The organism is Streptomyces carminius, from assembly GCF_002794255.1.
Classification (GTDB): Bacteria; Actinomycetota; Actinomycetes; order Streptomycetales; family Streptomycetaceae; genus Streptomyces; species Streptomyces carminius.
In genome coordinates this window covers 1-23579 of sequence record NZ_PGGW01000008.1, presented here as the reverse complement: position 1 = coordinate 23579, position 23579 = coordinate 1, and the positions used below count along the sequence as shown (strand labels likewise).

At 74.8% G+C, this 23579-nt stretch carries 21 protein-coding genes; 7 read left to right on the top strand and 14 right to left on the bottom strand.

From position 1 onward, the window contains the following. The first annotated feature begins 325 nt into the window (after positions 1–325). Together CUT44_RS00940 and CUT44_RS00935 are read left to right on the top strand one after the other, a co-directional pair. Complete coding sequence (locus CUT44_RS00940) at positions 326–1381, top strand: PP2C family protein-serine/threonine phosphatase (RefSeq protein WP_408646692.1); 1056 nt, start codon at positions 326–328, stop codon at positions 1379–1381. A 145-nt stretch (positions 1382–1526) separates the two neighbouring features. Continuing rightward, a complete protein-coding gene (locus CUT44_RS00935) occupies positions 1527–1856 on the top strand; it encodes a hypothetical protein (protein WP_146252152.1) in 330 nt (109 codons plus the stop codon). Between the two features lie 76 nt (positions 1857–1932). On the opposite strand, the gene CUT44_RS00930 is transcribed toward CUT44_RS00935, so the two are convergent. Genes CUT44_RS00930 through CUT44_RS00920 form a run of 3 tightly spaced genes read right to left on the bottom strand, consistent with a single transcriptional unit; the run spans position 1933 to position 6157 of the window. Then, positions 1933–4377 carry a glycoside hydrolase family 65 protein gene (locus tag CUT44_RS00930; protein WP_100200160.1) on the bottom strand — a complete coding sequence of 815 codons (2445 nt, stop codon included), beginning with the start codon at positions 4375–4377 and terminating at the stop codon, positions 1933–1935. 4 nt (positions 4378–4381) lie between these two features. Continuing rightward, the gene (locus tag CUT44_RS00925) at positions 4382–5287 is read right to left on the bottom strand and encodes an HAD family hydrolase (protein WP_100200159.1); all 906 of its coding nucleotides are present in this window, start codon (positions 5285–5287) and stop codon (positions 4382–4384) included. A 24-nt stretch (positions 5288–5311) separates the two neighbouring features. Beyond that, positions 5312–6157: a universal stress protein gene (locus CUT44_RS00920; RefSeq protein WP_100200364.1), complete on the bottom strand. Its 846-nt coding sequence runs from the start codon at positions 6155–6157 to the stop codon at positions 5312–5314. A gap of 229 nt (positions 6158–6386) precedes the next feature. On the opposite strand from CUT44_RS00920, the gene lnt reads away from it, so the two are divergent. Continuing rightward, entirely contained in the window at positions 6387–7916 is a 1530-nt protein-coding gene (gene lnt / locus CUT44_RS00915; RefSeq protein WP_100200158.1) for an apolipoprotein N-acyltransferase, read from the top strand. Here the strand turns inward: lnt and CUT44_RS00910 are convergent. Both CUT44_RS00910 and CUT44_RS00905 read right to left on the bottom strand, forming a co-directional pair. After that, positions 7888–8793 (bottom strand): Gfo/Idh/MocA family protein, encoded by a 906-nt coding sequence (locus tag CUT44_RS00910; RefSeq protein WP_100200157.1) that lies wholly within the window; start codon positions 8791–8793, stop codon positions 7888–7890. The two genes, lnt and CUT44_RS00910, sit on opposite strands and share 29 nt — an antisense overlap. A gap of 52 nt (positions 8794–8845) precedes the next feature. Further along, positions 8846–10069 (bottom strand): FAD-dependent monooxygenase, encoded by a 1224-nt coding sequence (locus CUT44_RS00905; RefSeq protein ID WP_100200156.1) that lies wholly within the window; start codon positions 10067–10069, stop codon positions 8846–8848. Between the two features lie 102 nt (positions 10070–10171). Here CUT44_RS00905 and CUT44_RS00900 point away from each other — a divergent pair, with 102 nt between their 5' ends. Further along, on the top strand, positions 10172–10777 hold the full coding sequence (locus CUT44_RS00900) for a TetR/AcrR family transcriptional regulator (protein WP_100200155.1): 606 nt from the start codon (positions 10172–10174) through the stop codon (positions 10775–10777). Between the two features lie 960 nt (positions 10778–11737). On the opposite strand, the gene CUT44_RS00890 is transcribed toward CUT44_RS00900, so the two are convergent. Then, complete coding sequence (locus CUT44_RS00890; protein ID WP_100200153.1) at positions 11738–12820, bottom strand: helix-turn-helix transcriptional regulator; 1083 nt, start codon at positions 12818–12820, stop codon at positions 11738–11740. Between the two features lie 107 nt (positions 12821–12927). Between CUT44_RS00890 and CUT44_RS00885 the strand changes: the two genes are divergently transcribed. After that, entirely contained in the window at positions 12928–13344 is a 417-nt protein-coding gene (locus CUT44_RS00885; RefSeq protein WP_100200152.1) for a DUF3224 domain-containing protein, read from the top strand. Between the two features lie 64 nt (positions 13345–13408). On the opposite strand, the gene CUT44_RS00880 is transcribed toward CUT44_RS00885, so the two are convergent. The 7 genes from CUT44_RS00880 to CUT44_RS00850 all read right to left on the bottom strand — a co-directional run bounded on the left by CUT44_RS00880 (position 13409) and on the right by CUT44_RS00850 (position 20578). Beyond that, positions 13409–14080, bottom strand: a complete 672-nt coding sequence (locus CUT44_RS00880; protein WP_100200363.1) for a uracil-DNA glycosylase — start codon at positions 14078–14080, stop codon at positions 13409–13411. Positions 14081–14192: 112 nt separating this feature from the next. Then, the gene (locus tag CUT44_RS00875) at positions 14193–15791 is read right to left on the bottom strand and encodes an ABC transporter substrate-binding protein (RefSeq protein WP_233221061.1); all 1599 of its coding nucleotides are present in this window, start codon (positions 15789–15791) and stop codon (positions 14193–14195) included. A 374-nt stretch (positions 15792–16165) separates the two neighbouring features. After that, positions 16166–16921, bottom strand: a complete 756-nt coding sequence (locus tag CUT44_RS00870; RefSeq protein ID WP_100200150.1) for an SDR family oxidoreductase — start codon at positions 16919–16921, stop codon at positions 16166–16168. A gap of 61 nt (positions 16922–16982) precedes the next feature. Continuing rightward, positions 16983–17744: a 3-oxoacyl-ACP reductase FabG gene (fabG, locus tag CUT44_RS00865; RefSeq protein WP_100200149.1), complete on the bottom strand. Its 762-nt coding sequence runs from the start codon at positions 17742–17744 to the stop codon at positions 16983–16985. Positions 17745–17926: 182 nt separating this feature from the next. Then, positions 17927–18322, bottom strand: a complete 396-nt coding sequence (locus CUT44_RS00860) for a DUF3037 domain-containing protein (protein WP_100200148.1) — start codon at positions 18320–18322, stop codon at positions 17927–17929. Further along, positions 18319–19164 (bottom strand): HipA family kinase, encoded by an 846-nt coding sequence (locus tag CUT44_RS00855; RefSeq protein WP_100200147.1) that lies wholly within the window; start codon positions 19162–19164, stop codon positions 18319–18321. The genes CUT44_RS00860 and CUT44_RS00855 overlap by 4 nt, the downstream gene beginning before the upstream one ends. A 355-nt stretch (positions 19165–19519) precedes the next feature. Next, positions 19520–20578: a beta family protein gene (locus tag CUT44_RS00850; protein WP_100200146.1), complete on the bottom strand. Its 1059-nt coding sequence runs from the start codon at positions 20576–20578 to the stop codon at positions 19520–19522. 356 nt (positions 20579–20934) lie between these two features. On the opposite strand from CUT44_RS00850, the gene CUT44_RS00845 reads away from it, so the two are divergent. Next, the gene (locus CUT44_RS00845) at positions 20935–21417 is read left to right on the top strand and encodes a Rieske (2Fe-2S) protein (protein ID WP_100200145.1); all 483 of its coding nucleotides are present in this window, start codon (positions 20935–20937) and stop codon (positions 21415–21417) included. Between the two features lie 109 nt (positions 21418–21526). Here CUT44_RS00845 and CUT44_RS00840 read toward each other — a convergent pair whose 3' ends face one another. Then, complete coding sequence (locus CUT44_RS00840; RefSeq protein ID WP_100200144.1) at positions 21527–22561, bottom strand: LysR family transcriptional regulator; 1035 nt, start codon at positions 22559–22561, stop codon at positions 21527–21529. A 73-nt stretch (positions 22562–22634) separates the two neighbouring features. Between CUT44_RS00840 and CUT44_RS00835 the strand changes: the two genes are divergently transcribed. Beyond that, positions 22635–23579: DMT family transporter (locus tag CUT44_RS00835; protein WP_100200143.1), on the top strand; the 945-nt coding region annotated here is incomplete at its 3' end.

Below are 23579 nucleotides of genomic sequence, written 5' to 3'. Positions count from 1 at the left end.
CGCCGGATGATCCGGTGCCGGCACCGGCGGCCGCCGCCCGCCCGGACGGCGCACCCACGCCTCGGGGGCCGGTGGTCTCCGCCCGGCCCGTGTCCGGCGGACCCGGGCCGGGCCGGCCCGGCGGTGAGGCGGGACCGCGGGCGTACCCGCGCCTCGCCGGGACACCGGGCGGTCCGGACTGCGGCCCGCCGCCCCGCGGGCCGCGCTCGGGGGCGCACGGCGGGAGTGCGCACAACCGGGTCCGTTCGCTTTCCCGTGCTCTCCCCGGCTGGGAAGCTGGGGGGAGGCAGCCAGGGGGCAGCCGCAGCCGATCCCGGAGTTCACCTTGGCCGAGCGCGACGACGACAGCTACCGACTGCTGGCCGGTCTGCCCTTCGCGGCCATGACCCTCGTCACCGTGGTGGACCTGACGGCGGGACCGGAGGTGGGTTTCCTGCCGCTGCTGTCACTCGGTCCCGCCTTCGCCAGCCTCGTCGGCGGCATACGCCGCACCGCCCTGATCGGGCTGCTGGCCCTGGTGCTGTGCCTCTCCCTGGCCGCCTTCGACGGTCTGCTGGACTCGGTGCGCGGCTTCACGGCGACGGTGTCGGTGATCGGGGTGGGTGCGGCCGGGCTGGCCGCCGCGGCCGTCCGGCAGCGGCACGAGTCCGAGCTGGCCAGTGTGCGGTCCATCGCCGAGGTCGCCCAGCGGGTGCTGCTGCGCCCGGTCCCCCGGGCCGCCGGCCACCTGCGGGTGGCGGTGTCCTACACCTCCGCGGTCGCCGAGGCCCGGATCGGCGGGGACCTGTACGAGGTCGTCAACTCGCCCACCGGCGTCCGGGTGCTGGTGGGGGACGTCCAGGGCAAGGGCCTGGAGGCGGTGGAGACGGCCGCGGTGGTCCTGGCCGCGTTCCGGGAGGCCGCGTACGACGAGCCGGACCTGCCGGCGGTCAGTGCCCGGCTGGAGAGAGCCGTCAACCGGCACATGCCCGCGGAGCGGTTCGTCACGGCCGTGCTGCTGGAGACGCACGAGGACCGCACGGTCACCGTGCTCAACCACGGCCACCCCTCACCGCTGGTCGTCCGCGCGGACGGCGCGGCGCGGCTCGCGGAGCCCCCCGAGACCTCGCCGCCCCTGGGCCTGGGACTCGACGTCAAGCCGCCCGCGCCGTACTGCCTGGCGCTCGGCCGCGGGGACCAGCTGCTGCTGTACACCGACGGCGTCACCGAGGCCCGCGATCCGGACGGCCGCTTCTACCCGCTTCAGCGGCGCTCCTTCCTGCTGCGGGAGGCGAGCCCGGACTCCGCGCTGGAGTCGCTGCGCCGTGACCTGGTGAGACATGTCGGAGGGCCGCTGCACGACGACGCGGCCATGCTGCTCCTGCGGTACCGCGGCGGCTGACCGCCGAGCCCGCGGCCGTCTCCGCCCCGCGGTCCCGGGAATTCTTCACGGACCGGCCGAAAACAGGAGGATGACCCGCGGGAAACGGGTACCCGTCAGCCGAACCCCACCGTCGTGCACCAGGTTGAACCGGGACACCGAGACGATGAAAGATTCCCGCCTCACCCTCCGAGAACTCCGCATACTGAACGAAACCGAGCGAGCGCTGCGCGAGGACGCCGAACTCACGGCCCGATTCCGGGAGTTCGGGGACTCGTGGACCGCCCGGGACTTCGGCGGGCAGCCACCCGGCCCACCGCCGGACCCGTCGGGCGGCTCCTCCCGGCCGTGGTTGTTCGCGGCCGTCTGCATGGCCCTGCTGCCGGTCCTGATGATCCTGCACCCCGCGGTCGGCGCCCTGCTGCTCCTGTCCGCCCTGATCATGGGCGCGGCGTACTGGACCAGCCACCGCCCGGACCGCCGGGAACCCGGCTGATCCGTCCGGCACCCGGAAACCGCCCCGGGGGTGGGAAGACGGTTCCCCGTCTTCCCACCCCCGGGGCGGTTTCCGGTCAGTCTCCGGCCAACCGCAGCCGGCACGACTCCCCGGGGTCGACGGTGACGGTCCGGTCGGGCAGCACCACCCGGACCGGTCCCTCGGCGGACGCGGGAAGGCCGATGCACAGCTCGCCCGCCAGCATCCGTACCGCCACCCCCCAGTGGTGCCGGTAGCGCATGGTGAAACCGAACTCGGACAGCTCCGGGACCGGCACCGGATCCAGCCACAGGGCGTCCTCACGGGTCTCCAGACCCGTCAGACCGCGCTGTACGAGGTCGAGCGTCCCGGCCATGGCGCCCAGGTGGATGCCCTCCGCGGTGGTGCCGCCCTGGATGTCGGCGATGTCGCTGACGAGCGCCTCCTGCACGTAGCCCCAGGCGTCCGGACGCCGTACCCGGGCCAGGATCCAGCCGTGCACCAGGGAGCTCAGGGTGGAGCCGTGGCTGGTGCGGCGCAGGTAGTAGTCGACCGTGCGGTGCCACAGTTCGTCGTCCAGGGTGTGGCCGAGCCGCCGGAACAGCCCGGCCAGCTCGGCCGGTGAGAACAGGTAGCCGAGCATCAGCGCGTCGGCCTGCTTGGATGCCTTGTAGCGGTTGACGGTGTCGTCCTCGGCCTCCATGATCCGGTCCAGCCGCCGGATGTCGCCGTACTTCCTCCGGTAGCCCTCCCAGTCCAGTTCGGCCAAGTCGCCGTACCCCTCGAACTGGCTGATGACCCCGTCGTGGAAGGGCACCCGCAGCCGCCGGGAGACGTCCTCCCAGCGCCCGGTGTCCTCCTCGCCGATGCCCAGGTCCTCGCACAGCTCCCGGCGGCGCGGCTCGGGGACGGTGCCGAGCAGCTCCAGGGCGCGGGCCAGGACCCAGGCGGCGGTGACGTTGGTGTAGGCGTTGTCGTCCAGACCGGGCCGGTCGCTGCCCGGGTACGCCTCGTGGTACTCGTCGGGGCCGACCACGCCCCGGATGCGGTAGCGCTCGTGTCCGCGGTCGTACTCCGCCCTGCTCGCCCAGAACTGGGCGATCCGCAGCAGCGTCTCGGCGCCCCTGGTGTGCAGGAAGTCGGTGTCGCCGCTGGCCTGGCAGTACTGCCAGACATTGTAGGCGATCGCCGAGCCCACGTGGTGCTGGAGCCGGGAGTGGTCGGGCAGCCAGCGGCCCGAGCGCGGGTTCAGGTGCAGGGTCTGGGTCTCCTCCCGGCCGTCGCTGCCGCTCTGCCAGGGGTACATCGCCCCGGCGTACCCCTTCTCCCGGGCCGCCCGCACGGCCTCGGGCAGCCGCCGGTGCCGGTAGGACAGCAGGGCGCGGGAGGTCTCCGGGAAGTGGACGTTGAGGTAGGGCAGGACGAACAGCTCGTCCCAGAAGATGTGGCCCCGGTACGCCTCGCCGTGCAGTCCGCGGGCCGGGACCCCCACGTCCAGGTCCGCGGTGTGCGGGGAGAGGGTCTGCAGGACGTGGAAGAGGTGCACCCGCAGGATGTGGCCCGCCTTGCCCGGCACCTCCAGGTCGGCGTGCCGCCACAGTTCCGCCCAGGCGGCGCGGTGCGAGCCGAGGAGTTCGGGGAAGCCGGGCGCGTCGGCGAGGTCCGCCAGGGCGGCCCGCAGCGGATCGCTGATCGCCAGGTCGTGGCTGGTGTGCAGGGCGACGGTCTTGTCGACGGTGACCGGCTCCCCGGGCCGTACCGCCAGGGTCAGCCGCCGGGCGGGCCGCGGGCCGGCCGGTTCGGTGACGGCCTCGACGAGCCCGTCGGGGCCTTCGGGACCTTCGGAACCGGTGCCCGCCAGGCGGGTGCGGGCGGCCAGGGCCACGCAGATATCGGAGGTGGTGGTGTGGCAGCGCAGCCAGACGGTGTCGGGCTCCGCGGCACCGGTGGTGTGGCCGGTCAGGTGGCGGCCGTTCAGGGCGCGGTAGCGGGCGACGCCCGCGTTGGTGACCGAGCCGTCGATCGCGGACTCCACCTCCACCGTCCCGGTCCAGTTCTCCGCCGTGAAGGTGGTGCGCAGGGCCGCCAGATGGGGCTGCCCCATGTGCACCAGCCGGGACTGCTCGACGCGCAGCCGCCGCCCCCGCGGGTCCTGAAGGAGCAGGGTCCGGTTCAGCACGCCCTGCCTGAGGTCCAGGACCTGCCGGTACTCCAGCAGCCCGTCCTGGTCGGGGGTCCACCAGGGCGCGCCGGGGGACGCGTCGGAACCGTCGGGGATCCGGAAGCGCAGGGGCAGCCAGTTGGGCAGGTTGACCATGTCCTCGTTCTCGACCTGCCGGCCCGCCACCTCGGACACCAGGCGGTTGTAGCAGCCCGCCACGTAGGTGCCCGGGTAGTGCGTCTCGCCGGCGTCCGTCTCGGGGGCCGCGCCCCGGGTCGCGAGGTAGCCGTTGCCCAGGGTGCACAGGGCCTCGCGCAGCCGTTCCTCGGCCGGTTCGTAGCCCTCGTAGCCCCACTCCCACTGCTCCTCGGGTCGCTCCACGGGCTCAGTCCCCCTCCTCGTCGGTCCCGTCACCGGGCTCGGTCAGCAGTTCGGCCAGATCGCGTACGACCAGGTCGGCACCGTGCTCCCGCAGATCCCGCGCGCTGGTGGGGCCGGCCGTCCGGTCCACCCCGACGACCAGGGCGAAGCCGCCCCGGCGTCCCGCCTCGACACCCGCCAGCGCGTCCTCGACGACGGCCGTCCCGGACGCGGGTACGCCGAGCCGCCGGGCGGCCTCCAGGAACACCGCGGGGTCCGGTTTGCCGGCCAGGCCGAGCCGGGCCGCCTCGTGACCGTCCACCACCGCGTCGAACAGCCCCAGCACCCCGGCCGTGGAGAGCAGTTCCCTCGCGTGCCGGGAGGCCGATATCACCGCCATGGGTGTCCCGGCGCGGCGCAGGGCGTGCAGCAGCCGCACCGTGCCGGGCCACGCGTCGACGCCGTCCCGCCGGAGCGCCTCGGTGAACAGCTGTTCCTTACGGGCGGCCACGGCCCGGACGGTGCCGTTGCCCGGCGGGTCCCAAGGAGTGCCCGGCGGCAGGTCCAGGCCCCGGGAGGCGAGGAAGGCGGCGGCGCCGTCGATGCGGGATCTGCCGTCCACATGGCGCCGGTAGTCCTCGGCGATGTCGAACGGGCGGAACCGGTCCGTCCGGCCGTCCTCCGCCGGCCCCTCCGTTCCCTCCGCGCCGTTCTCCGGGCGCTCGCGCCAGTGGCGCAGACAGGCGTCGAACGCCTCCTTCCAGGCGGCGGCGTGGACCCGGGCGGAGTCGGTGATCACCCCGTCGGTGTCGAAGACCACGGCCCGCAGTGCGCGCAGGCACCGGGCCGGTACGGCGGTGTCCCGGGCTCCGGCGCTCCCGGGGTCCTCCTCGTGCGGCTCGGCCGGTTCGGCGTCGGCGGTATGCGGCATGTGCGGTCCGTCCGGTGAGTCGGGTCAGATGTGCTCCGGCACGAGGGCGACCGGGCAGTCGGCGTGGTGGAGCACCGTGTGGCCGACCGCGCCCAGCTGGAGGCCGAGGTGGTCCTGTCTGCGGTGGGCACCGACCACGAGCAGGTCCGCGCCGCGTGCCTCGTCCAGCAGCACGGCGCGGGTGGGGCCCTCCACGGCCCGCAGGTGCAGGTCGACCCCGGAGTACTCGCGGGCGGTGCCGCGCAGGACCTGGTCCAAGTGGTCCATCGCCTCCCGGTGGCGGGCCCCGGAGGGGCGGCCCCGGAGCAGTGGGTGCTCCCGCTCCTCGTGGGCCGGCCGGTGCCAGGCCCGCACCGCGTGGAGCGCGCAGCGCCGGGCCGCGGCCGCGCGGAAGGCGAAGCGCGCGGCGGGTGAGCCGTCGACGGAGTCGCCGACGCCCAGGACCACCCGGCCGCGCCCGCCGCGGCGGGCGGCTTCCCGGCCCCGTACGACGACGACCGGGCAGTCGGCCCGGCCCGCGACCGTCAGGCTCACCGAGCCCAGCAGCAGCTCGGCGATCCGGCCCCGTCCCCGGGAGCCGACGACCAGGGCGAGCGCGTTGCGGCCGGCGTGGGCCAGGGCGTCGGCGGCCTCCTCGGCGCGGACCTCGGTGGTCAGCCGGACTCCGGGGACGTGCCGGCGGGCGCGTTCCGCCGCGGCGGCCACCAGGGCGTCCGGGGCGTGCTCCGTGTCCGTCCACTCCGTGACGGCGTGGAGCAGGCACAGCGGCACCGAGTGCCGGGCCGCCTCGTCCGCGGCCCAGTCCACCGCGTGCATGCTGGACTCGGAGCCGTCGACGCCCACCAGCAGGGGCAGTTCCGCCGTGGTCATCTCCTCCACCGCCCTTCTCCCGGCCGCGCCCCGTTCCCGCCTCCCGCTCCCGGCCGTCCTCCCGGGTCCGGGTGCAATGACCGGCTGTTTCCTGGGAACGGTGACCCGCAAACGGACCGGCGAAACCCGGAGGGACCGGTTCCTCTCCCGGGCCCGTCCGTGGCACGGTCTCCTGTCCGTGCGGCGGCGGCCCCGCACACCGGTTCCGGACCGGGTGAGGAGGCACGGCATGCGGGCGGCTTCGGGCGTACGGCGGTGGCGGCGCGGGGTACTCGCGGTGGCGGCGGGCGCGCTGCCCGCCCCGGCCTTCCCCGAGCCGTCGCTGTGGTGGTGGGCCTACGCGGCGCTGGTGCCGTGGCTGCTGCTGCTGCGGACGGCGGACAGCGGGCGCCGTGCCGCCGTGGAGGGCTGGCTGGGCGGCACCGGTTTCCTGCTGGCCACGCACCACTGGCTGGCACCGAGTCTGCATGTCTTCCTCCTCGTGGTGGCGGCCCTGCTGGGGCTGCTGTGGGCGCCCTGGGGCTGGCTGGCCCGGCGCCTGCTGGGCGGTACGCCGGGGCCGGGGCGGGCACTGGCGGCCGTGGTGCTGCTGCCGTCGGCGTGGCTGGTGATCGAGCTGGTGCGCTCCTGGGAGTACCTGGGCGGGCCGTGGGCGCTGCTCGGGGCGAGCCAGTGGCAGGTGCCGCCCGCGCTGCGGCTGGCCTCGCTGGGCGGGGTGTGGCTGGTGACGGTGTGGCTGGTGGCGGTGAACACCGTGCTGGTGGTGCTGGCCGCGCTCCCCCGGGCGCGTACCGCCGCGGTGGCCGCGGCCGTGGTGTGCGCGCTGGTGCCGGCCGCGGTCTGGGCGTGGGGGCCGCTGCCCCGGCCGTCCGGCACCGTCCGGGTCGCGGTGGTGCAGCCGGGGGTGGTCGAGGGTCCCGAGGTGCGCTTCGAGGCCGGTGCCCGGCTGACCCGCGAACTGGCGGGCCGGGACGCGGACCTGGTGGTGTGGGGCGAGAGCAGCGTCGGCTACGACCTGGGCGACCGCCCCGGCCTGCGGGACCGGCTGGCCGGGCTGTCCGCGCGGGTCGGTGCGCCGCTGCTGGTCAACGTCGACGCGCGGCGTTCGGACCGGCCGGGGATCTTCAAGAGTTCGGTGCTGGTGGGTCCCGGTGGTCCCACCGGCCGCTACGACAAGATGCGGCTGGTCCCGTTCGGCGAGTACATACCGGCCCGTTCCCTGCTGGGCTGGGCCACCGCGGTGGGCCGGGCCGCCGAGGAGGACCGCCGGCGCGGGAAGAACCCGGTGGTGGCGGACGCGGACGGCACGGCCGCCGGCCTGCTGGTGTGCTTCGAGTCCGCCTTCCCCGACATGAGCCGGGCGCTGGCGCGCGACGGGGCCGAACTGCTGGTCGCCCAGTCGGCGACCTCGACCTTCCAGGAGAGCTGGGCACCGGAGCAGCACGCCTCCCTGGCGGCGCTGCGGGCGGCGGAGACCTGGCGGCCGATGGTGCACGCCACCTTGACCGGCGTGAGCGCGGTGCACGGTCCGCGCGGCGGGCCGGTGGGCGGGCGGCTGGGCACCGGCCACCGCGGGGCGGCGGTGTACGAGGTGCCGCTGGCCTCGGGCACCAGCCCGTACGTGCGGCTGGGCGACTGGGTGCCGGCCGCCGCGCTGGGAGCGCTGTCGGCGGCCGGCGCCGTCGCGGCGGCCGGCCGGGTGCGGGGCCGGAGGGCGGGGCGGGCGTCCGTCAGCGGGACTGCTCCAGTACGGCGGTGACGATCCGCTCGCACAGCTCGTGGGTGCGCAGGGCGTCCTCGGCGCCCGGCCGCCGTCCGGCGCGCACCGCGTCGAGGAAGTCGAGGGTGATCTGCTCGATGCCGCGCTGACGGGCCACCGGCACCCAGTCCCCGCGGCGGCGGACGCTGGGCTGGCCCTTGTGGTCGACGATCTCCGCCAGGTTGAGCACCTGGCGTTTGGTGTCCTGCCCGGCCACCTCGAGGATCTCCTCGGTGCTGCCGCTCATCCGGTTCATGACGCCGATCGCCGTGAAGCCGTCGCCCGAGAGCTGGAGCACCACGTGGTGCAGCAGTCCCCCGCTGACGCGTGCCCGGACGTCGGTGTGCACGGCCGGGCCGGGCAGCAGGAAGCGGAGGGTGTCGACGACGTGGATGAAGTCGTCGTAGACCGCCTCGCGCGGGTCGGCGGCCAGGCCGACCCGGTTCTTCTGCATCAGGATCAGCTCGCGCGGATGCTCCAGGCACTGGGTGTAGCCGGGGGCGTGGCGGCGGTTGAAGCCGACGGTCAGCGCGGTGTGCCGCGCCTCGGCGAGGCGGACCAGCCGCTCGGCCTCGGCCGGCTCGTAGGCGAGCGGCTTGTCGACGTACGTGGGCACCCCGGCCTCCAGCAGCCGGGTGACGATCCGCGGGTGGGTCTCGGTGGGGGCGTGGACGAAGGCCGCGTCGGGCCGGGCGGCGAGCAGCGCGTCGAGGTCCGGGTGGCGCTGCGCGGCGGGGATCCGGTGGGCGTCTGCGATCCGGTCCAGGGTGGCGCGGGTGCGGGTGTTGAGGTGGAGCTCCAGGCCCGGCTGGGCGGTGAGCACCGGGAGGTAGGCCTTCCGTGCGATGTCACCGAGCCCGATCACACCGATCCGCACAGGGCCTCCCCGGTCTCGCCGTCGTTCACCGCCGCTGCCGCCGCCGTCGCCGTCACTCCGGCGCGGTGCGCGACCGCCGTGTCCCGGCAGCATACGACTCCCGCGGCGGCCGCCAGTCGGCGATGCCGTCGAGGCTGCGCAGGGCCAGTCGCGGGCCGACCCGGTTGGCGGCGGTGACCACGGCGTCGCGCAGGGCGCAGGCGGGCGCCGACGACAGGGTGAACAGCCGGCCGACCCGGGTGGAGCGGCGTACGACGTCCATGGTGCGGGGCAGCCGGTCACGGGTGTACGCGGCCAGGGCGCGTACCGTCCCCGCGCCGCCTCCGTCGGCGGAGGCGGCGTGGTGGGCCAGGACGACGGCGTCCTCGATCGCCTGGCAGCCGCCCTGGCCGAGGCTGGGCGCCATGGCGTGCGCGGCGTCGCCGAGCAGGGCGGTGCGGCCCAGGTGGTAGGCGGGCGGCGCGGCGGCGGTGCGGTACACGTCGTTGCGCAGGATGGCGTCCGGCGGTACGGCGGCGAGGAGTTCGGGCACGGGATGGTGCCAGGTGCCGAACCGGCGCAGCAGCTCGGCCCGCTCGCCCGCCGGGAAACGTGTCCCGGCGGGGACGGTTGCGGTGGCGTAGACGTACACCCGGCCGTCGTGCAGCGGGACGGTCCCCCACAGCGCGCCGCGGCCCCAGGTCTCGTGGGGGGCGAAGGGCCGCCCGGGCGCGGGGGCGACGAACCGCCAGGCGGTGAATCCCGCGTAGCGGGGCGCGGGGTGGCCGGGGAAGAGGACTTCCCGGGCGGCGGAGTGGATGCCGTCCGCGGCGACGACGAGGTCGGCGGCGAGTTCCTCGCCGCCCCCGGTGCGCACGGTCGCGGGCCGCTCCGCCGTCCCCGGGTCCGTGATCCGGGCGGGGGTGCCGGTGCGGACGGCGCCCTGGGGCAGCCGGGCGGCGAGCAGCGTGACGAGGTCGGCGCGGTGGGCCACGACGACCGGGCCGCCGAAGCGCTCGGCCGCCGCGTCCTGGGTGGTGCGGGAGAGCCAGCGGCCCGAGGGGGTGCGCAGTCCTCCCTCGCCCTGCCAGGCGGACATCGCGCGGACGGCGTCGCCGAGCCCGATGACGTCCAGGGCCCGCTGGGCGTTGGGGGCCAGCGCGATTCCCGCGCCGACCGGCTCCAGCTCGGCGGCGCGTTCCAGGACGGTGACCCGCCAGCCGCGCCGGTGCAGTGCCCCGGCCGCGGTAAGGCCTCCGATCCCGGCTCCGACGACGACGGCTCGGGGCTGGTGCATGGGGTGCCCTCCCGGTGTGGACGGTTACGGAGAAACCGTCACTACATCTGTAGTGACACCGGCAGCCTACTACGGCTGTAGTGGAGCCGGTAGGTTGACCGCATGGCTCCGCGCACCGCCCGCCCTCCCGCCCGTACCGAACTGATCGCCGACACCGCGATCGGCCTGCTTGCCGAGCGGGGACTGCGCGGGCTCACCCACCGCGCGGTGGACGAGGCGGCCGGCCTGCCGCAGGGCTCCACCTCCAACCACGCCCGCACCCGCGAGGCACTGCTGGAGCTGACGGTGCGGCGGCTGGCGGTGCGCGAGGCGAGCGTGCTGGAACCGCGGCGGACACCGGTGCCCGGCGGCTCCGGGGACCCGGCCGGCGCCCTGGCCGAGGCCCTGGCCCGGACCCTGCACCGTTATCTGACCCACCACCGCCACCTGACGGTCGCCCGCTACGAACTGGCCCTGGAGGCGACCCGTCGCCCCGCCCTGCGGGCCGTCTACGACCGGACGGGCGGCAACGCCTTCCGGGAGCCGCTGGTGGCGATGATGACCGCCGCCGGGTCGGCCGAGCCCGAGCGGCACGCGCTGTCGCTGATCGCCTGGTGCGACGGGATGATGTTCTCCTGCACCGCGGGCTCCTACCACTCGACGGTGCCCGCCCTGGAGGAGCTGCGGGCCGGGCTGGGCGAGCTGCTGGCGGGGATGCTGCGGCGATGAGACACCGCCCGCCGCCCGCCCGCTCACCCGTACGCCCCGCTCCGTAGGCCGTACGGGTGCCGCCGGGCCGCCGGTGTCACTCCGGTGGAGGTTTCCCGGTGGCGGCCGCGGTCGGCAGAGTTGTCCAGGTGCGAGACATGAGGACCGGAACCGGTGCCCTGGTACTGATCGGGGCCTGCCTGACGGCGGTGACGTTGGCGGGCTGTACGACGGTGGCCGGCGGCTCCCGGGCGGCGGGCGGCACGCCGCCGCCCCGGCCCGCCACCTCCCTTCCCGCCGAGCGGCACGCCGGGCCCCGGGAGAGCCCGGGCCCGGCGCGGGAGAACCTGGCCCAGGTCCCGGGGGAACGGGAGCGGGCCGGGCACCACGGGAAGGGCCGTAAGGGCAAGAAGGACGAGAGGCGCGGGAAGGACCGGAAGGACCGGGCCGCCGGGACGGGAGCCGGAGGGAGCGGAGTGAGAAGCCGGGAGCCGGGGCGGACCGAGCCGGTCCGCCGGTCCGCTCCGGGGCCCTCCGCCGTGCGGCCGGCTCCCGCACCGCGCGGGAGGGCCGCCCACACTCCCCGCCGGGCGGCGCGCCCCGCCTCCGGTCCGCGGGCCGTGCCCGGGACCTCGGCGGCGCCGCCCGCCCGCCGCACCGGGCCACCCGCCCGAACCGCCGCACCGGCACCCGAGCGGCGGCGCCCACCGGCCGGGCGGACGCCCTCCCGCACCCCCCGGTCCCTTCCCGCACCTGCGCACACCCCCGGGCGCACCCCCGGCGGTGCCCCCTCCCACACGCCTGCACCCGCTCCCGGAGGCGGCACGCCACCGGCGCGCTCCGGCCCCGCCGGCCCCGGCATGTGCGATGTGGCCGGTTCCGTCGCCGGCTGGGACCCGCACGGGCTGGAGGACGGGTTCTGCCGGAGTCTCCGCTGACGCCTCCGGCGCGGGCACCGGCGGGCTCCCGGGCGGAGCCCGGTCAGCCGCCGTCCCGGGGCCGGCCGCCACCGTCGCCGCGCCCGTACCGGCGCGCCAGCGTTCCCACCGCGTCCGCCACCGCCGAGCGCAGTTCGGCGGGGCCGAGCACCTCGGCCTCCGTGCCCAGCCGGAGCAGATCGCCCACCGCCATGGGGGTGCTCTCCACCGGGAGGAGCACCCGCACCCAGCCGTCCTCGTCCGGTCCGTCCGCCTCCGCCGCCGCCCGCGCGCCCACCGCGCCGAACTGCATGGGCAGCAGCCGCAGACCGCGCGGTGACAGGCGCAGCAGCGCCTCGCCCCGGTGGCGCCCGGTCTCCATCCGGCCGGAGACCTCCGCCCAGTACGCCGCGAGGTCGAAATCCGCGGGCCTCTCGAAGCGCTCGCCGGGGATGTCCAGTGCGAGGATGCGCGAGACCCGGTAGGTGCGCACGGCCCGCTCCCCCGCTCCGGAGTCCCCGGCGTCCCCGGAAACTCCGGCGGCAGCGGCGGCAGCGGCGGCAGCGGCGGCAGCGGCGGCAGCGGCGGCACGGGCGACCAGGTACCAGATGCCTCCCTTGAGCACGAGCCCGAGCGGGTGCAGCTCGCGGTGCACCTCACCGCGCCAGCGGCGGTAGTGGACGCGTACCGCCAGCTGCTCCCAGACGGCCTCCGCCACCCGCGCCAACTGCGGTACCGGGTCGGCGTCCCGGAACCAGGCGGGAGCGTCGAGGTGGAAGCGCTCGGAGATCCGCCGGGTGCGCTCGGCCAGCCGGTCCGGGAGCGCGGCACGCAGCTTGAGCTGGGCGGTGGCCAGTCCGGCGCCCAGCCCGAGCTCGGCCGCGGCGGCGGGCATGCCGGCCAGCCAGAGGGAGTCGGCCTCCTCCCCGGTGAGCCCGGTCAGCCGGGTGCGGTAGCCCGTCATGAGGCGGTAGCCGCCCTCCGGTCCCCGGTCGGCGGCCAGCGGCACGCCGGAGGCGATGAGCGCCTCCGCGTCGCGGTAGACGGTCCGGACCGAGACCTCCAGTTCGGCGGCGAGCTCGGGGGCGGTCATCCGGCCCCGGTTCTGGAGCAGCAGGAGCATCCGCAGCAGGCGGTCGGCGCGCATGGCACCAGTCTGCCGCCCGTACCTGACAGAAGATGTCAGGTACGGGCGCGAGGGTGGGGGCACCGGGCGCGGGACGGACCCGCGCCACCGGTTACGGAGGAAGTTCCATGCCCACGCACACCACCGGCAGTTTCACCTTCGCCGACTGGCGGGAGACCGTCCTCTCCGCGGCCGAGGACGGCCCGAGGCTGACCACCACCACCGTCACCAACCACTTCACCGGCGGTATCGAGGCCGCCGGGACGGCGTGCGCCTACACCACCGTGTACACCACCGGGAATCCGGCTTCGGCCGGGTCCTTCAGCGGCCACGAACTGCTCACCGGCACCGTCGGCGGCCGCAAGGGCAGCTTCGTCCTCGCCGAGCGCGGCACCTTCGACGAGCGGGCGACCGTGCGCTGCGTCTTCGAGGTGGTGCCCGGCTCCGGCACCGGAGAGCTGGCCGGGCTGCGGGGGACGGGCGGCTTCACCGCCGTGCACGGCGAACCGTCCGTCCCCTACAGCTTCGAGTACGAGCTGGCCTGAGGACCGGCCCCGTGGCGCCGGCCGGGCCACCCCGGTCCGGCTCCGCGGGCCGGCCCGGCCGCCGTCAGGCCCCGAGGTCGGGGACGCACCAGTCGACCGGGGTGTGCCCCTGCGCCGTGATCGCCTCGTTGATCTGGGTGAAGGGGCGGGAGCCGAAGAACTTCTTCGCGGACAGCGGCGAGGGGTGGGCTCCCTGGACCACCGCGTGCCGCCCGGTGTCGATCAGCGGCAGCTTCTTCCTGGCGTAGGCCCCCCACAGCACGAAGACGGCCGGGTCGGGCCGGGCGGCCACGGCGCGGATCACCTCGTCCGTGAACCTCTCCCATCCCTTGCCCTTGTGGGAGTTGGCCTCCCCGGCCCGGACCGTCAGGACCGCGTTGAGCAGCAGCACGCCCTGCTCGGCCCAGGGCATCAGATAGCCGTTGTCGGGGACGGGACAGCCCAGCTCCGCGTGCAGTTCCTTGTAGATGTTCCGCAGGGACGGCGGGATCCGCACCCCGGGGCGCACCGAGAACGCCAGCCCGTGCCCCTGGCCCTCGCCGTGGTACGGGTCCTGGCCGAGGATCACCACCTTGACCCGGTCGTAGGGGGTGGCGTCCAGCGCCGCGAAGACCTCCTCCCGGGGCGGGTAGACCGGTCCGCGTGCCCGCTCCTCCTCGACGAACTCGACGAGCTCCTTGAAGTAGGGCTTCTCGAGCTCGTCACCGAGGACCCCGTGCCAGGACTCGGGCAGCATGCCGTTCACGTGAGACAACCTCCGGTGTCGGTTCCGCGCGCCTTCCCGGACGCGCCCTCAGAACGTACCGGGGCCCGCCGACAACGGCACGGCGGTACGGAGAGCCCGGCGGTCACCAGCTCTTCTTGCGGGAGAGCTCCCACATCCGCATGATCGTCGAGGAGTCGGTGCTCCACTCCACACCGGCGACGTCGTCACGGGCGGCGATGTGGAGCTTGCCCTGCCACAGGGGCAGCAGCCGGGCGTCCTCGGCCAGGATCCGCTGGGCCTCGGCCAGGACGTCGCCGGCCGCGCTGCGGTCGCCCAGCCTGCGGGACCGGGGCAGCAGCCCGCCGGTCAGGTCGGCGTCCTCGTACGGCACGCCCAGGACGTTCTCCTTGCCGACGAACGGCGAGATGTAGTTGTCCGCGTCCGGGAAGTCCGGGAACCAGCCGCGGCCGAACACCTGGTACTCGCCCTCGGCCACCCCCTTCTGGAACTCGCGCCACCTCCGCCCCTCCAGGGTGATCTCGAACAGCCCCGACTCCTCCAGCTGCCGTTCGATCTCGCGGAACTCCCGTTCGGTGCCCGCCCCGTAGCGGTCGGTGGTGTACCACAGGGTCAGCGGCACCTTCCCGGTGATCCCGGCCTCCTCCAGGGCGGCCTCGGCCTTCTCCGCGCCGGGCTCGTCGCCGTACTCCTCGTGGTAGGCGCTGGTGTGCCCGGTGATCCCGCTGGGGACCATGGAGTACAGCGGCGCGGCGGTGCCCTCGTAGACCTCGCTGACCAGTTCCTCGCGGTCGATGACCTGGGCGACGGCCCGGCGGACGGCCCGCTCGCCGGCCGGCTCGTGCTCCGGGTTGAACGCCAGGTAGCGGATCTCGGTGCCGTAGACCTCGCTGAGCTTGATGTCCGGGTGGTCGGCGCGGTTCCGCCGGAGGTCGGAGATCTGCTCGGGGGTCAGCCCCCGGTAGGTCAGGTCGATGCCGCCCTTCCCCAGTTCGTCGACCATCTCCGCCGGGTCCTCGAAGTACCGGATGGTGACGGCGGCGTTCTTGATCTCGGCGGAACCCTCGTACTCCCTGTTCCGGACCAGTTCGGCCCGCTCGCCCCGTTCGTACGACGCCAGCCGGTACGGTCCGGAGCCGGTGACCGTGGCGGAGTCCAGCAGCCGGTCGGCCGGATAGGCGGAGGGGTCGACGAGGGAGGCGGCGGGAGTGGCGAGCACCAGCGGGAAGGTCGCGTCGGGCCGCCTGAGGTGGAAGACGACCGTCCGGTCGCCGGAGGTCTCGATGCGGTCGATGCTCTGCAGCAACTGGGCGGGACCGGTGTCCGCCTTGATGGCGAGGGTGCGCTCCAGGGAGTACTTCACCGCCTCGGCGTCCAGCGGGCTGCCGTTGGAGAAGGTCAGGCCCTCCCTGAGGACGCAGCGGTAGACGCTGCTGGCCTTGTCGGTGAAGGCGCAGCGCTGGGCGGCGTCGGGTTCCGGGGTGCCGCTGGAGTCGGGGAAGTACAGCAGCGTCTGGTAGACGTTGCGGAACAGCTCCCATGAACCGTCCCAGGCACCGGCCGGGTCGAGGGAGGTGGGCGCGCCGGTGGTGCCGACCGTGAGCGCGCTGCCGGCACCACCGGCACGTCCGCCTCCCTCGACCAGCGAGCCGCATCCGGCGAGCAGGGCCGCCGCCGCCACCGCGGCCGTGCCCTTCAGAAGAGGCCTGTCCTGGCTGAACACTCGTAACGCTCCTCGGTCGGCGATGCCACTGGTGCCTGGGTGTGCGCGGGGGTGGTCCGCCGACGGGAAAGGGTGGGGACGCGCGCCTTCGGCGCGCGTGCGGCCGCACGTACGGCAGGCCCCCGGCAGGCCCTTGAGGTCTGCCGCGTCGACGACGCCGCAGACCATACCGCAGCATGTGACGGAGTCGGCACCCCTTGTGAGCAAGGAGCAGCGCGGGTCCGCGGCGGAGGGCGAGAGAGCGGCTGGAAGCGGAGACCCCGGTGCCGGGCCGCCGGTCGGGCGGCCCGGCACCGGGGCGGTACAGGCCGGCCGGGCGCGCTGCGCGGCGCCCGTGGACGCCGGGACGTACTGGGCTTCCCGGGCGTCCGCAGTCAGCCGATCCCGGCGTTGAGGAGTTTGCCGCCGTCCATCACGAGGGTCTGGCCGGTGATCCAGCCGGAGGCGTCGGAGGTGAGGAAGGCCGCGGCGCCGGCGACGTCCTCGGGCGTGCCGAGCCGCCCCATCGGATAGCCGGCGACGACCTCCTCCTCGCGCCCCTCGTAGAGCGCGGCGGCGAACCTCGTCCTCACCACCGCCGGGGCGATGGCGTTGACCCGTACCCCCGGCGACATCTCGTGCGCGAGCTGGAGGGTGAGGTTGACCATCGCGGCCTTGCTCATGCCGTAGGCGCCGATGAAGGGCGAGGCGCCCAGCCCGGCCAGGGAGGCGATGTTGACGACGGTGCCGCCGTGCTCCTTCTGCCAGGCCGCCCAGGTGAGCTGGGCGAAGCCGAGCGCCGAGAGCACGTTGACCTCGAAGATCTTGCGGGCGACGGCCAGATCCAGTTCGGCCAGGGGGCCGAAGACCGGGTTGGTGCCGGCGTTGTTGACCAGGTGGTCCACCCGGCCGAACGCCTCCATGGTGCGCTCGACCACCTCCGCCCGGTGGGCCGCGTCGTGCGCCTTCCCGGCCACTGCGAGGGCCCGGTCCGCGCCGAGCCGCGCGACGGCCTCTTCCAGGGACTTCTCGTCACGGCCGGTGACGCACACCCGGTCGCCGCGGGCGACGAGCGCCTCGGCGATGCCGTAGCCGATGCCGCGGCTCGCCCCGGTGACGATGGCGACCCTGCCGTTGTCCCGCACTGACATGTCTCTTCCGTTTCCTGGTGGGCCGGTGGGCCGGTGGGCCGGTTGAGGGGTCTTCCGGCCGTCAGTCGAGCGGCCCGCCGGCCACGTACAGCACCTGGCCGGAGACGAAGCCCGCCTCGTCACCGGTGAAGAACGCGATGGCGTTCGCGACGTCCTCGGGCCTGCCGACCCGCTGGACGGGGATCTGGGAGGCGGCGGCCTGCTGGAACGCCTCGAAGTCCATGCCGACGCGGGCGGCGGTGGCGGCGGTCATCTCGGTGGCGATGAAACCGGGGGCCACCGCGTTGGCGGTGACGCCGAACTTGCCCAGCTCGATGGCGAGGGTCTTGGTGAAGCCCTGCAGACCGGCCTTGGCGGCGGAGTAGTTGGCCTGCCCCCGATTGCCCAGCGCGGAGCTGGAGGAGAGATTGACGATCCGGCCGAAGCCCGCGTCGACCATGTGCTTCTGACAGGCCCGGGACATCAGGAAGGCACCGCGCAGATGCACGTTCAGCACGGTGTCCCAGTCGGAGTCGCTCATCTTGAACAGCAGGTTGTCGCGGAGCACCCCGGCGTTGTTGACCAGGACGACCGGTGCGCCCAGCTCCCCGGCGACCCGGGCCACGGCGGCCTCGACCTGCCCGGCGTCCGACACGTCGCAGCCGACCGCCAGCGCCCTGCCGCCCGCCGCGGTGATCTCCTCCACGGTGCCCCGGCAGGCCGCCTCGTCCAGGTCGAGCACGGCGACGGCCCGCCCCCGGGCGGCCAGCCGGACGGCGGTGGCGGCGCCGATGCCCCGTGCCGCGCCCGTCACGATCGCGACCCGCTGTTCGGTGGTGGACATGCCGACTCCCTCGCTCCCCGATGCCTGAGCAACCGCTTAGTACCTGTGGTGGACGTGACGCTAGAAGCAGGTACGGGCCCTGTCAACGTCCCACGGCGCGAGTGAGTCCCAGCCCACTCCCCGCCCCGCGCCGGACCCCTCCTGCGGGGCTTCCGGAGGCCGGGGCAGGGGCCGCCCGGCGCTCAGCGCACCAGTACGTCCAGGAGGCGCTCGGTCTCCGCCTCGGGGTCGGCGGTCAGCCCGGTGTGCACCGGACCGGGCTGGACGACGGTGGAGCGGGGCGCGACCAGCCAGCGGAAGCGCCGTCCGGCGTCGTCGGCGGCGGCCTGCCCCGCCGCCTCTCCCCCGCGGCACACGCGCTCCACGGCGTGCAGCGCGGCCCGCACGCCCTCGACGTCAACGCCCCGGTCCAGCGCCCGCAGCCGGTCCTCGTCCAGCTCGACACGGGCCGCGACATAGGACCGGGCCCGGCAGTACACGACGACCCCGGCGTTGATCAGCTCACCGCGCTCCACCCGGGGGACGACCCGCAGAACGGCGTACTCGAAGACGTCCCGTCCGTCCGTGCGTCCACTCACCGCGCCTGTCCGCCCTTCCGCAGTCCGCTGACGGCGTCCGCCCAGTCCCGCAGCCAGCCCGGCGCCCTCGACGGCCCGTCCTGGCTCGGGACGCCGAGCGTGATCCGCTCGTGGACCGTACCGGCCCGGGCCGCCAGCACCTCGACATAGGCGCGGCGCACCGCGTCCGGCGTGCCGAACCCCGGCTCGCCGGCCAGCCACTCGTCGGGGATGCCGGCCGCGCACTCGGCCAGCAGTTCCTCCGTCACCCGCGGCGCCAGCTCCGCCGCCGCGGCGGCGAGGTCGGGTCCCACCGGCGCCAGGGCGTGGTCGGAGGCGTCGTACGGCCGGCCGGCCGCCTGCGCCGCGGAGGGCCAGTTGTGGTGCCAGATCAGGGTCGCGCCGTGGTCGATGAGCCACAGGTCGCCGTGCCAGACGAGCATGTTGGGGTTGCGCCAGGAACGGTCGACGTTGCCCACCAGCGCGTCGAACCAGACCACGCGCCCGGCCTCGGCCGCGTCCACCCGGTAGGCGAGCGGGTCGAAGCCGATCGAGCCGGGCAGGAAGTCCATCCCCAGGTTCAGCCCGCCACTGGCCTTGAGCAGTTCCTGGACCTCCTGGTCGGGCTCGCCCAGCCCGATGACCGGGTCGACCTGGATGCCCACCAGATCGGGCACCCGCAGCCCCAGCCACCGGGCCAGCCGCCCGCACAGCACCTCGGCCACCAGGGTCTTGCGGCCCTGGCCGGCACCGGTGAACTTGACGACATAGGTGCCCAGGTCGTCGGCCTCGACGAGCCCGGGCAGCGAGCCGCCCTCGCGCAGCGGCGTCACATAGCGCGTGGCGGTGACTTCGGGGAGCATTTTCCCAGGCTATACGGCACAGGTGCCTTGCGATGCACGGTTTTCCACCGGCTCCCCGCGCTCCGGGGAGAACCCGTGATCCCTCTCGGAAAGTTCCGTCCGGCGCCCCGCTCCCCCGGCCCCGGGCGGAGGCGGGCAGCCTGGGACCGCGGGTACGCCGCGCGCAGCGCGGGCGCTCGGCCCCCGGCCGGATCAGCACCGCGAGGTCATCGCGGGACCGCGCGCCGTCGTCGGTTCAGCCGGTCCGGAAACCGGTGGTCCGCCGACGATGGCGGCCTCTGCGAGGCGCACCGGACAGTACGGGAAGACACAGGGCGCACCGGCGCCACCGCCCGGCCGGAGGGACACGGACAGGTCAGTACGGACGGGAGCACCGAACGACGTATGTCATGTGCTGGACGTTCCCGGCCCGCAGCCAGTCCGCCGCCTGTCCTGTGCCCCTGCCTGCCGTGAGAGGGCCCTCCGCGCAGTCACGCAGCCAGGTCTCCCCGGCGCTCGCCGCCGCTCCCCTGAAGCCGGGCAGCTCACGGATCCGGCGGGCCGCCGTCCGGATTCCCGCCGTACGGTCGGGCCCGGTGTTCGGCACCTTGCACAGCACGAACCAGTCCTCGGTCGTGTAGCGGAGGATGCCCCAGGGCGGGCCTCCGCGGCCTTGTTCCCGGGCGAGCGCGGTGACGGGTTGTACGCCGTAGTCACCGTACGTCAGCCGCGGCAGGTAGTCGCGGCCGCTCGCGCGCGCCTCCTGCCACATGCACCAGTCACCGCGGGGTTCCTCGTGGAGTTCCCCCGTTTCCAGCATGCCGCCCGTGAGCTGGGGAAAACCGCCGCCGAGAACGGCGACGGTCCGCCAGGCCACCAGCGGAAGCAGGGCGTCCAGGGCCCGCAGCGCCTCCTTGCCCGCGCCGGGACGGCCCGGCAGGACGGCGCCCAGGTCCAGCAGGAGATCAACGGGGACATCGGGGCGGCCTCCGCCCAGGAGATGGTCGACGGCTTCGGTGGTACGACCGTCCCACTCACCCGGTACACGCACCCGGACGCCGGCCCCGCAGCCGTACCGGCGAGCCGTCTCCAGGGCGGCGGACTGCTGGGCTCCGCTCCGGTCGGGACCGGTCACCGGGCGGAGCAGCCGGGAGAGCCCGGCGCACTCGGACAGGATCTCCGAAAGCTCCGGTAAACATGCTTCCTCGGCGAACGGGGCGTCGATCCAGCCGGGATGACGTCGGTGTGCTCCCCTCACCCGACTCAGTTCCTTCTGCCAGTGAGCTCTCCCCGGCCCCGCCGGGGGCGGCCCGGAGCACGGCGGGAGGTTCCACAAGGGGGCCGTTGCGGCCTGTACGTCCGGCCGGATGCGCTCGTAGGCCATCCTGGCGTGCTGCCGGACCGGCAGGACGGGAACGTAGAGCGGTTCGGACATCGCGGCCCCTCCATGCTGCCCGCGCTGCTTCCCTCCCCTTCAGGGTCGGTGGACGACAGGACACCGGGGAAGAGTGCCCTTTCGGCCCGGATGGCCGAAAGGTACGAGCACCCGGTACCGCTGTGCCGCATGTTGCGCCGCCCGTGACACCCGGTGGCCGGGTGTCCCCGGTGGGCGGCGTGCATGGGCGGCCGAGCACCACTCGGCCGCGTGCTTCACCGGGCCGTCCGCCACCCTGCCCGTCACCGTGTTCCCCGCCGTGCGGCGGCGGTTGAACGCGGCGGCCCCGCGGTGCGTATGGCCCTGTGACCTCATCCCCACAGTCCTCGCACAGCAGGAAGCAGGGAAGTGCCCAGATGACCGACGCACCAACTCCACTGACCTCCAGGCGCTCCGTCCTCGCGGCGGCCGGCGCGGTCTCGCTCGCCACCACGCTCACCGCCTGCTCGGACTCCGACGACGGCTCGGGTTACGGCGACTCAGGCTCCGCCGACCAGCAGTCCGGCCAGTCGGGACAGGACCGGTCCGACGAGGCCGGTGGCGACGGCGGCGGCCAGGAGCTCGCCCAGGCCTCCGAGATCCCCGAGGGCGGCGGCGCGGTGTTCAAGGACCAGAAGGTGGTGGTGACCCAGCCGAATCCGGGTGAGTACAAGGCGTTCTCCGCGGTCTGCACGCACCAGGGGTGCCTGGTGAGTTCGGTGGCCGACGGCGCCATCGTCTGCTCCTGCCACAACAGCAGGTTCAGCATCGCGGACGGCTCGGTGCAGGGCGGCCCCGCCACCCAGCCGCTGGCGCAGGCGAACGTCTCGGTCGAGGGCGGTTCCGTACGGCTCGGCTGAGCCGCCGCTTCCCCGTCCCGTCCGTCCTGTCCGTCCTGTCCGTCCTGTCTCTCCTCTTCGCTCCCGCTCCGCCGCCCGCCCGTCCTGACCCGGGCGGGCGGCGGTCCGCTCACCGGCCGGCCGCCGGCCGGTCCCCCTCTTCCGGGACCGGAAGCCGGGCACCCTCCCCCCGGGCCGGAAGCCGGGCACCCTCCCCCCGGACCGGAAGCCGGGCACCCTCCCCCCGGACCGGAAGCCGGTCCTCGATGATGCCGTCCGCGGCGTCGCGCAGCGCCCGCACCGCGGCCCGGATGGACGGCCTGCGGTCGGCGTCCTCGCGCCAGACCGCGTAGACGTGCCGCTTCATCGGGTGCCGCACCGGGGCGACCGCGATGCCGCGGGGAAGCGGTCCGCGGCCCAGCCGCGGGGCGACGGCGACGCCGAGCCCGGCGCCCACCAGGGCGAGCTGGGTGGAGTGCTCCCCGGCCGTGTGGCACAGCTTGGGCTCGATGCCCTGGCCGCGCAGGGTGAACAGCAGCCAGTCGTGGCAGAACTCCCCGCCGGGCCAGGAGATCCACTCGTCGTCCGCGAAGTCCGCCAGTTCCACCCACTCGGCTCCGGCCCGGGGGTGGCCGGCGGGCATGGCCACATCGGCGAGGTCGTCCAGCAGCGGTGCCTTGGCCAGCCCGCCCGGCAGGGAGAGCGGACGGTTGTACCAGTCCAGGACGACCGCGAGGTCGATGTCCCCGCGCACCAGCGTCCGCACCGAGTCCTCGGGCTCCAACTCCCGCAGACGGACACGCAGCCGGGGGTGGTCGGCGCGCAGCGCGGCCAGGGCGGTGGGGAACAGCCCGCGGGCGGCGGTGGGGAAGGCACCCAGCACCAGTTCGCCGACGGCCTGGCCGCGGTGGGCCTCCAGCTCGGCCTCGGCGAGTTCGAGCTGGGAGAGGACGCGCCGGGCGTGGTCGGCCAGCAGCCGTCCGGCGTCGGTGAGCCGGATGCCGCGGCCGTTCCTGGCCAGGAGCTGCTGCCCGGTCTCCCGTTCCAGCTTGGCCATCTGCTGGGAGACCGCCGAGGTGGTGACGTGCAGCCCCTCGGCCGCGCCGCTCACCGATCCGTGGCGTGCGACGGCGCAGAGGATACGGAGCCGCTCCAGGTTCAACATGTAAGCGATGCTACTCGGTTGGGTGCAGAGAATCTCGCTTGTCCTTAACCGTTGAGCGCGCGATCGTAGCCACATGTCCGCCACCGCTCCCCTTCGCGGCGCCCCGGCCGCCGGCCCTCCCGCCCACCCCGCGCGCTCGTCCGCCGCTCCCGTCCGCCGTCCCGCCCTCGACTGGCGCCTCCGCTTCACCACCCTCTGCCTGATCTGGGGCTTCAGCTTCCTGCTGATCAAGGTCGGCACCCAGGGGTACGCCCCGCTCCAGGTCACCCTGGGCCGGATGGTGTTCGGCACGGCGGTCCTCGGCGCGGTACTGCTGCTGCGCCGGGAGCGGCTGCCGCGCGGGGCACGGACCTGGGGGCACCTGACCGTCGCCGCCTTCCTGCTGAACGCGCTGCCGTTCACCCTCTTCGCCTACGCCGAGCTGACCGTCTCCTCCACGCTGGCGGGCATCTGCAACGCCACCACCCCGCTGTGGAGCATGCTGCTCTCGCTGGCCGCCCTCTCCGACGACCGGCCGACCAGGCGCGGCGTCGCCGGACTCGGCATCGGTTTCGCCGGGGTCCTGATCGTGCTCGGCGCCTGGCGAAGCCTCACCGGACAGGGCATCGGGCACGACGCCACCGGAACGGTCCTGGCGCTGGTGGCCTCGGCGAGCTACGCGGTCGGCTGGGCCTACGTCCGGCGCACGCTGGCGAACACCGGTGGTTCGAACCTGGCGATGTCCGCCTCGCAGCTCTTGCTGGGCACGGCCCAACTGGCCGTCGTCACCCCGCTGTTCACCTCCTTCCCGACCGCGTTCCCGGTGGGGCCGCTGCTGGCCGTGGCCGCGCTGGGCGTACTGGGCACCGGGGTCGCCTTCCTGCTGCAGTACGGGCTGGTGGCCGAGATCGGACCGACCAGGGCCACCCTGGTCACCTACTTCATCCCGGTGATCGCCACCGCGGCGGGGGTCGCGCTGCTGGGCGAGCGGCTCACCTGGAACACCCCCGTGGGCGCGCTGGTCGTGCTGGCCGGCGCG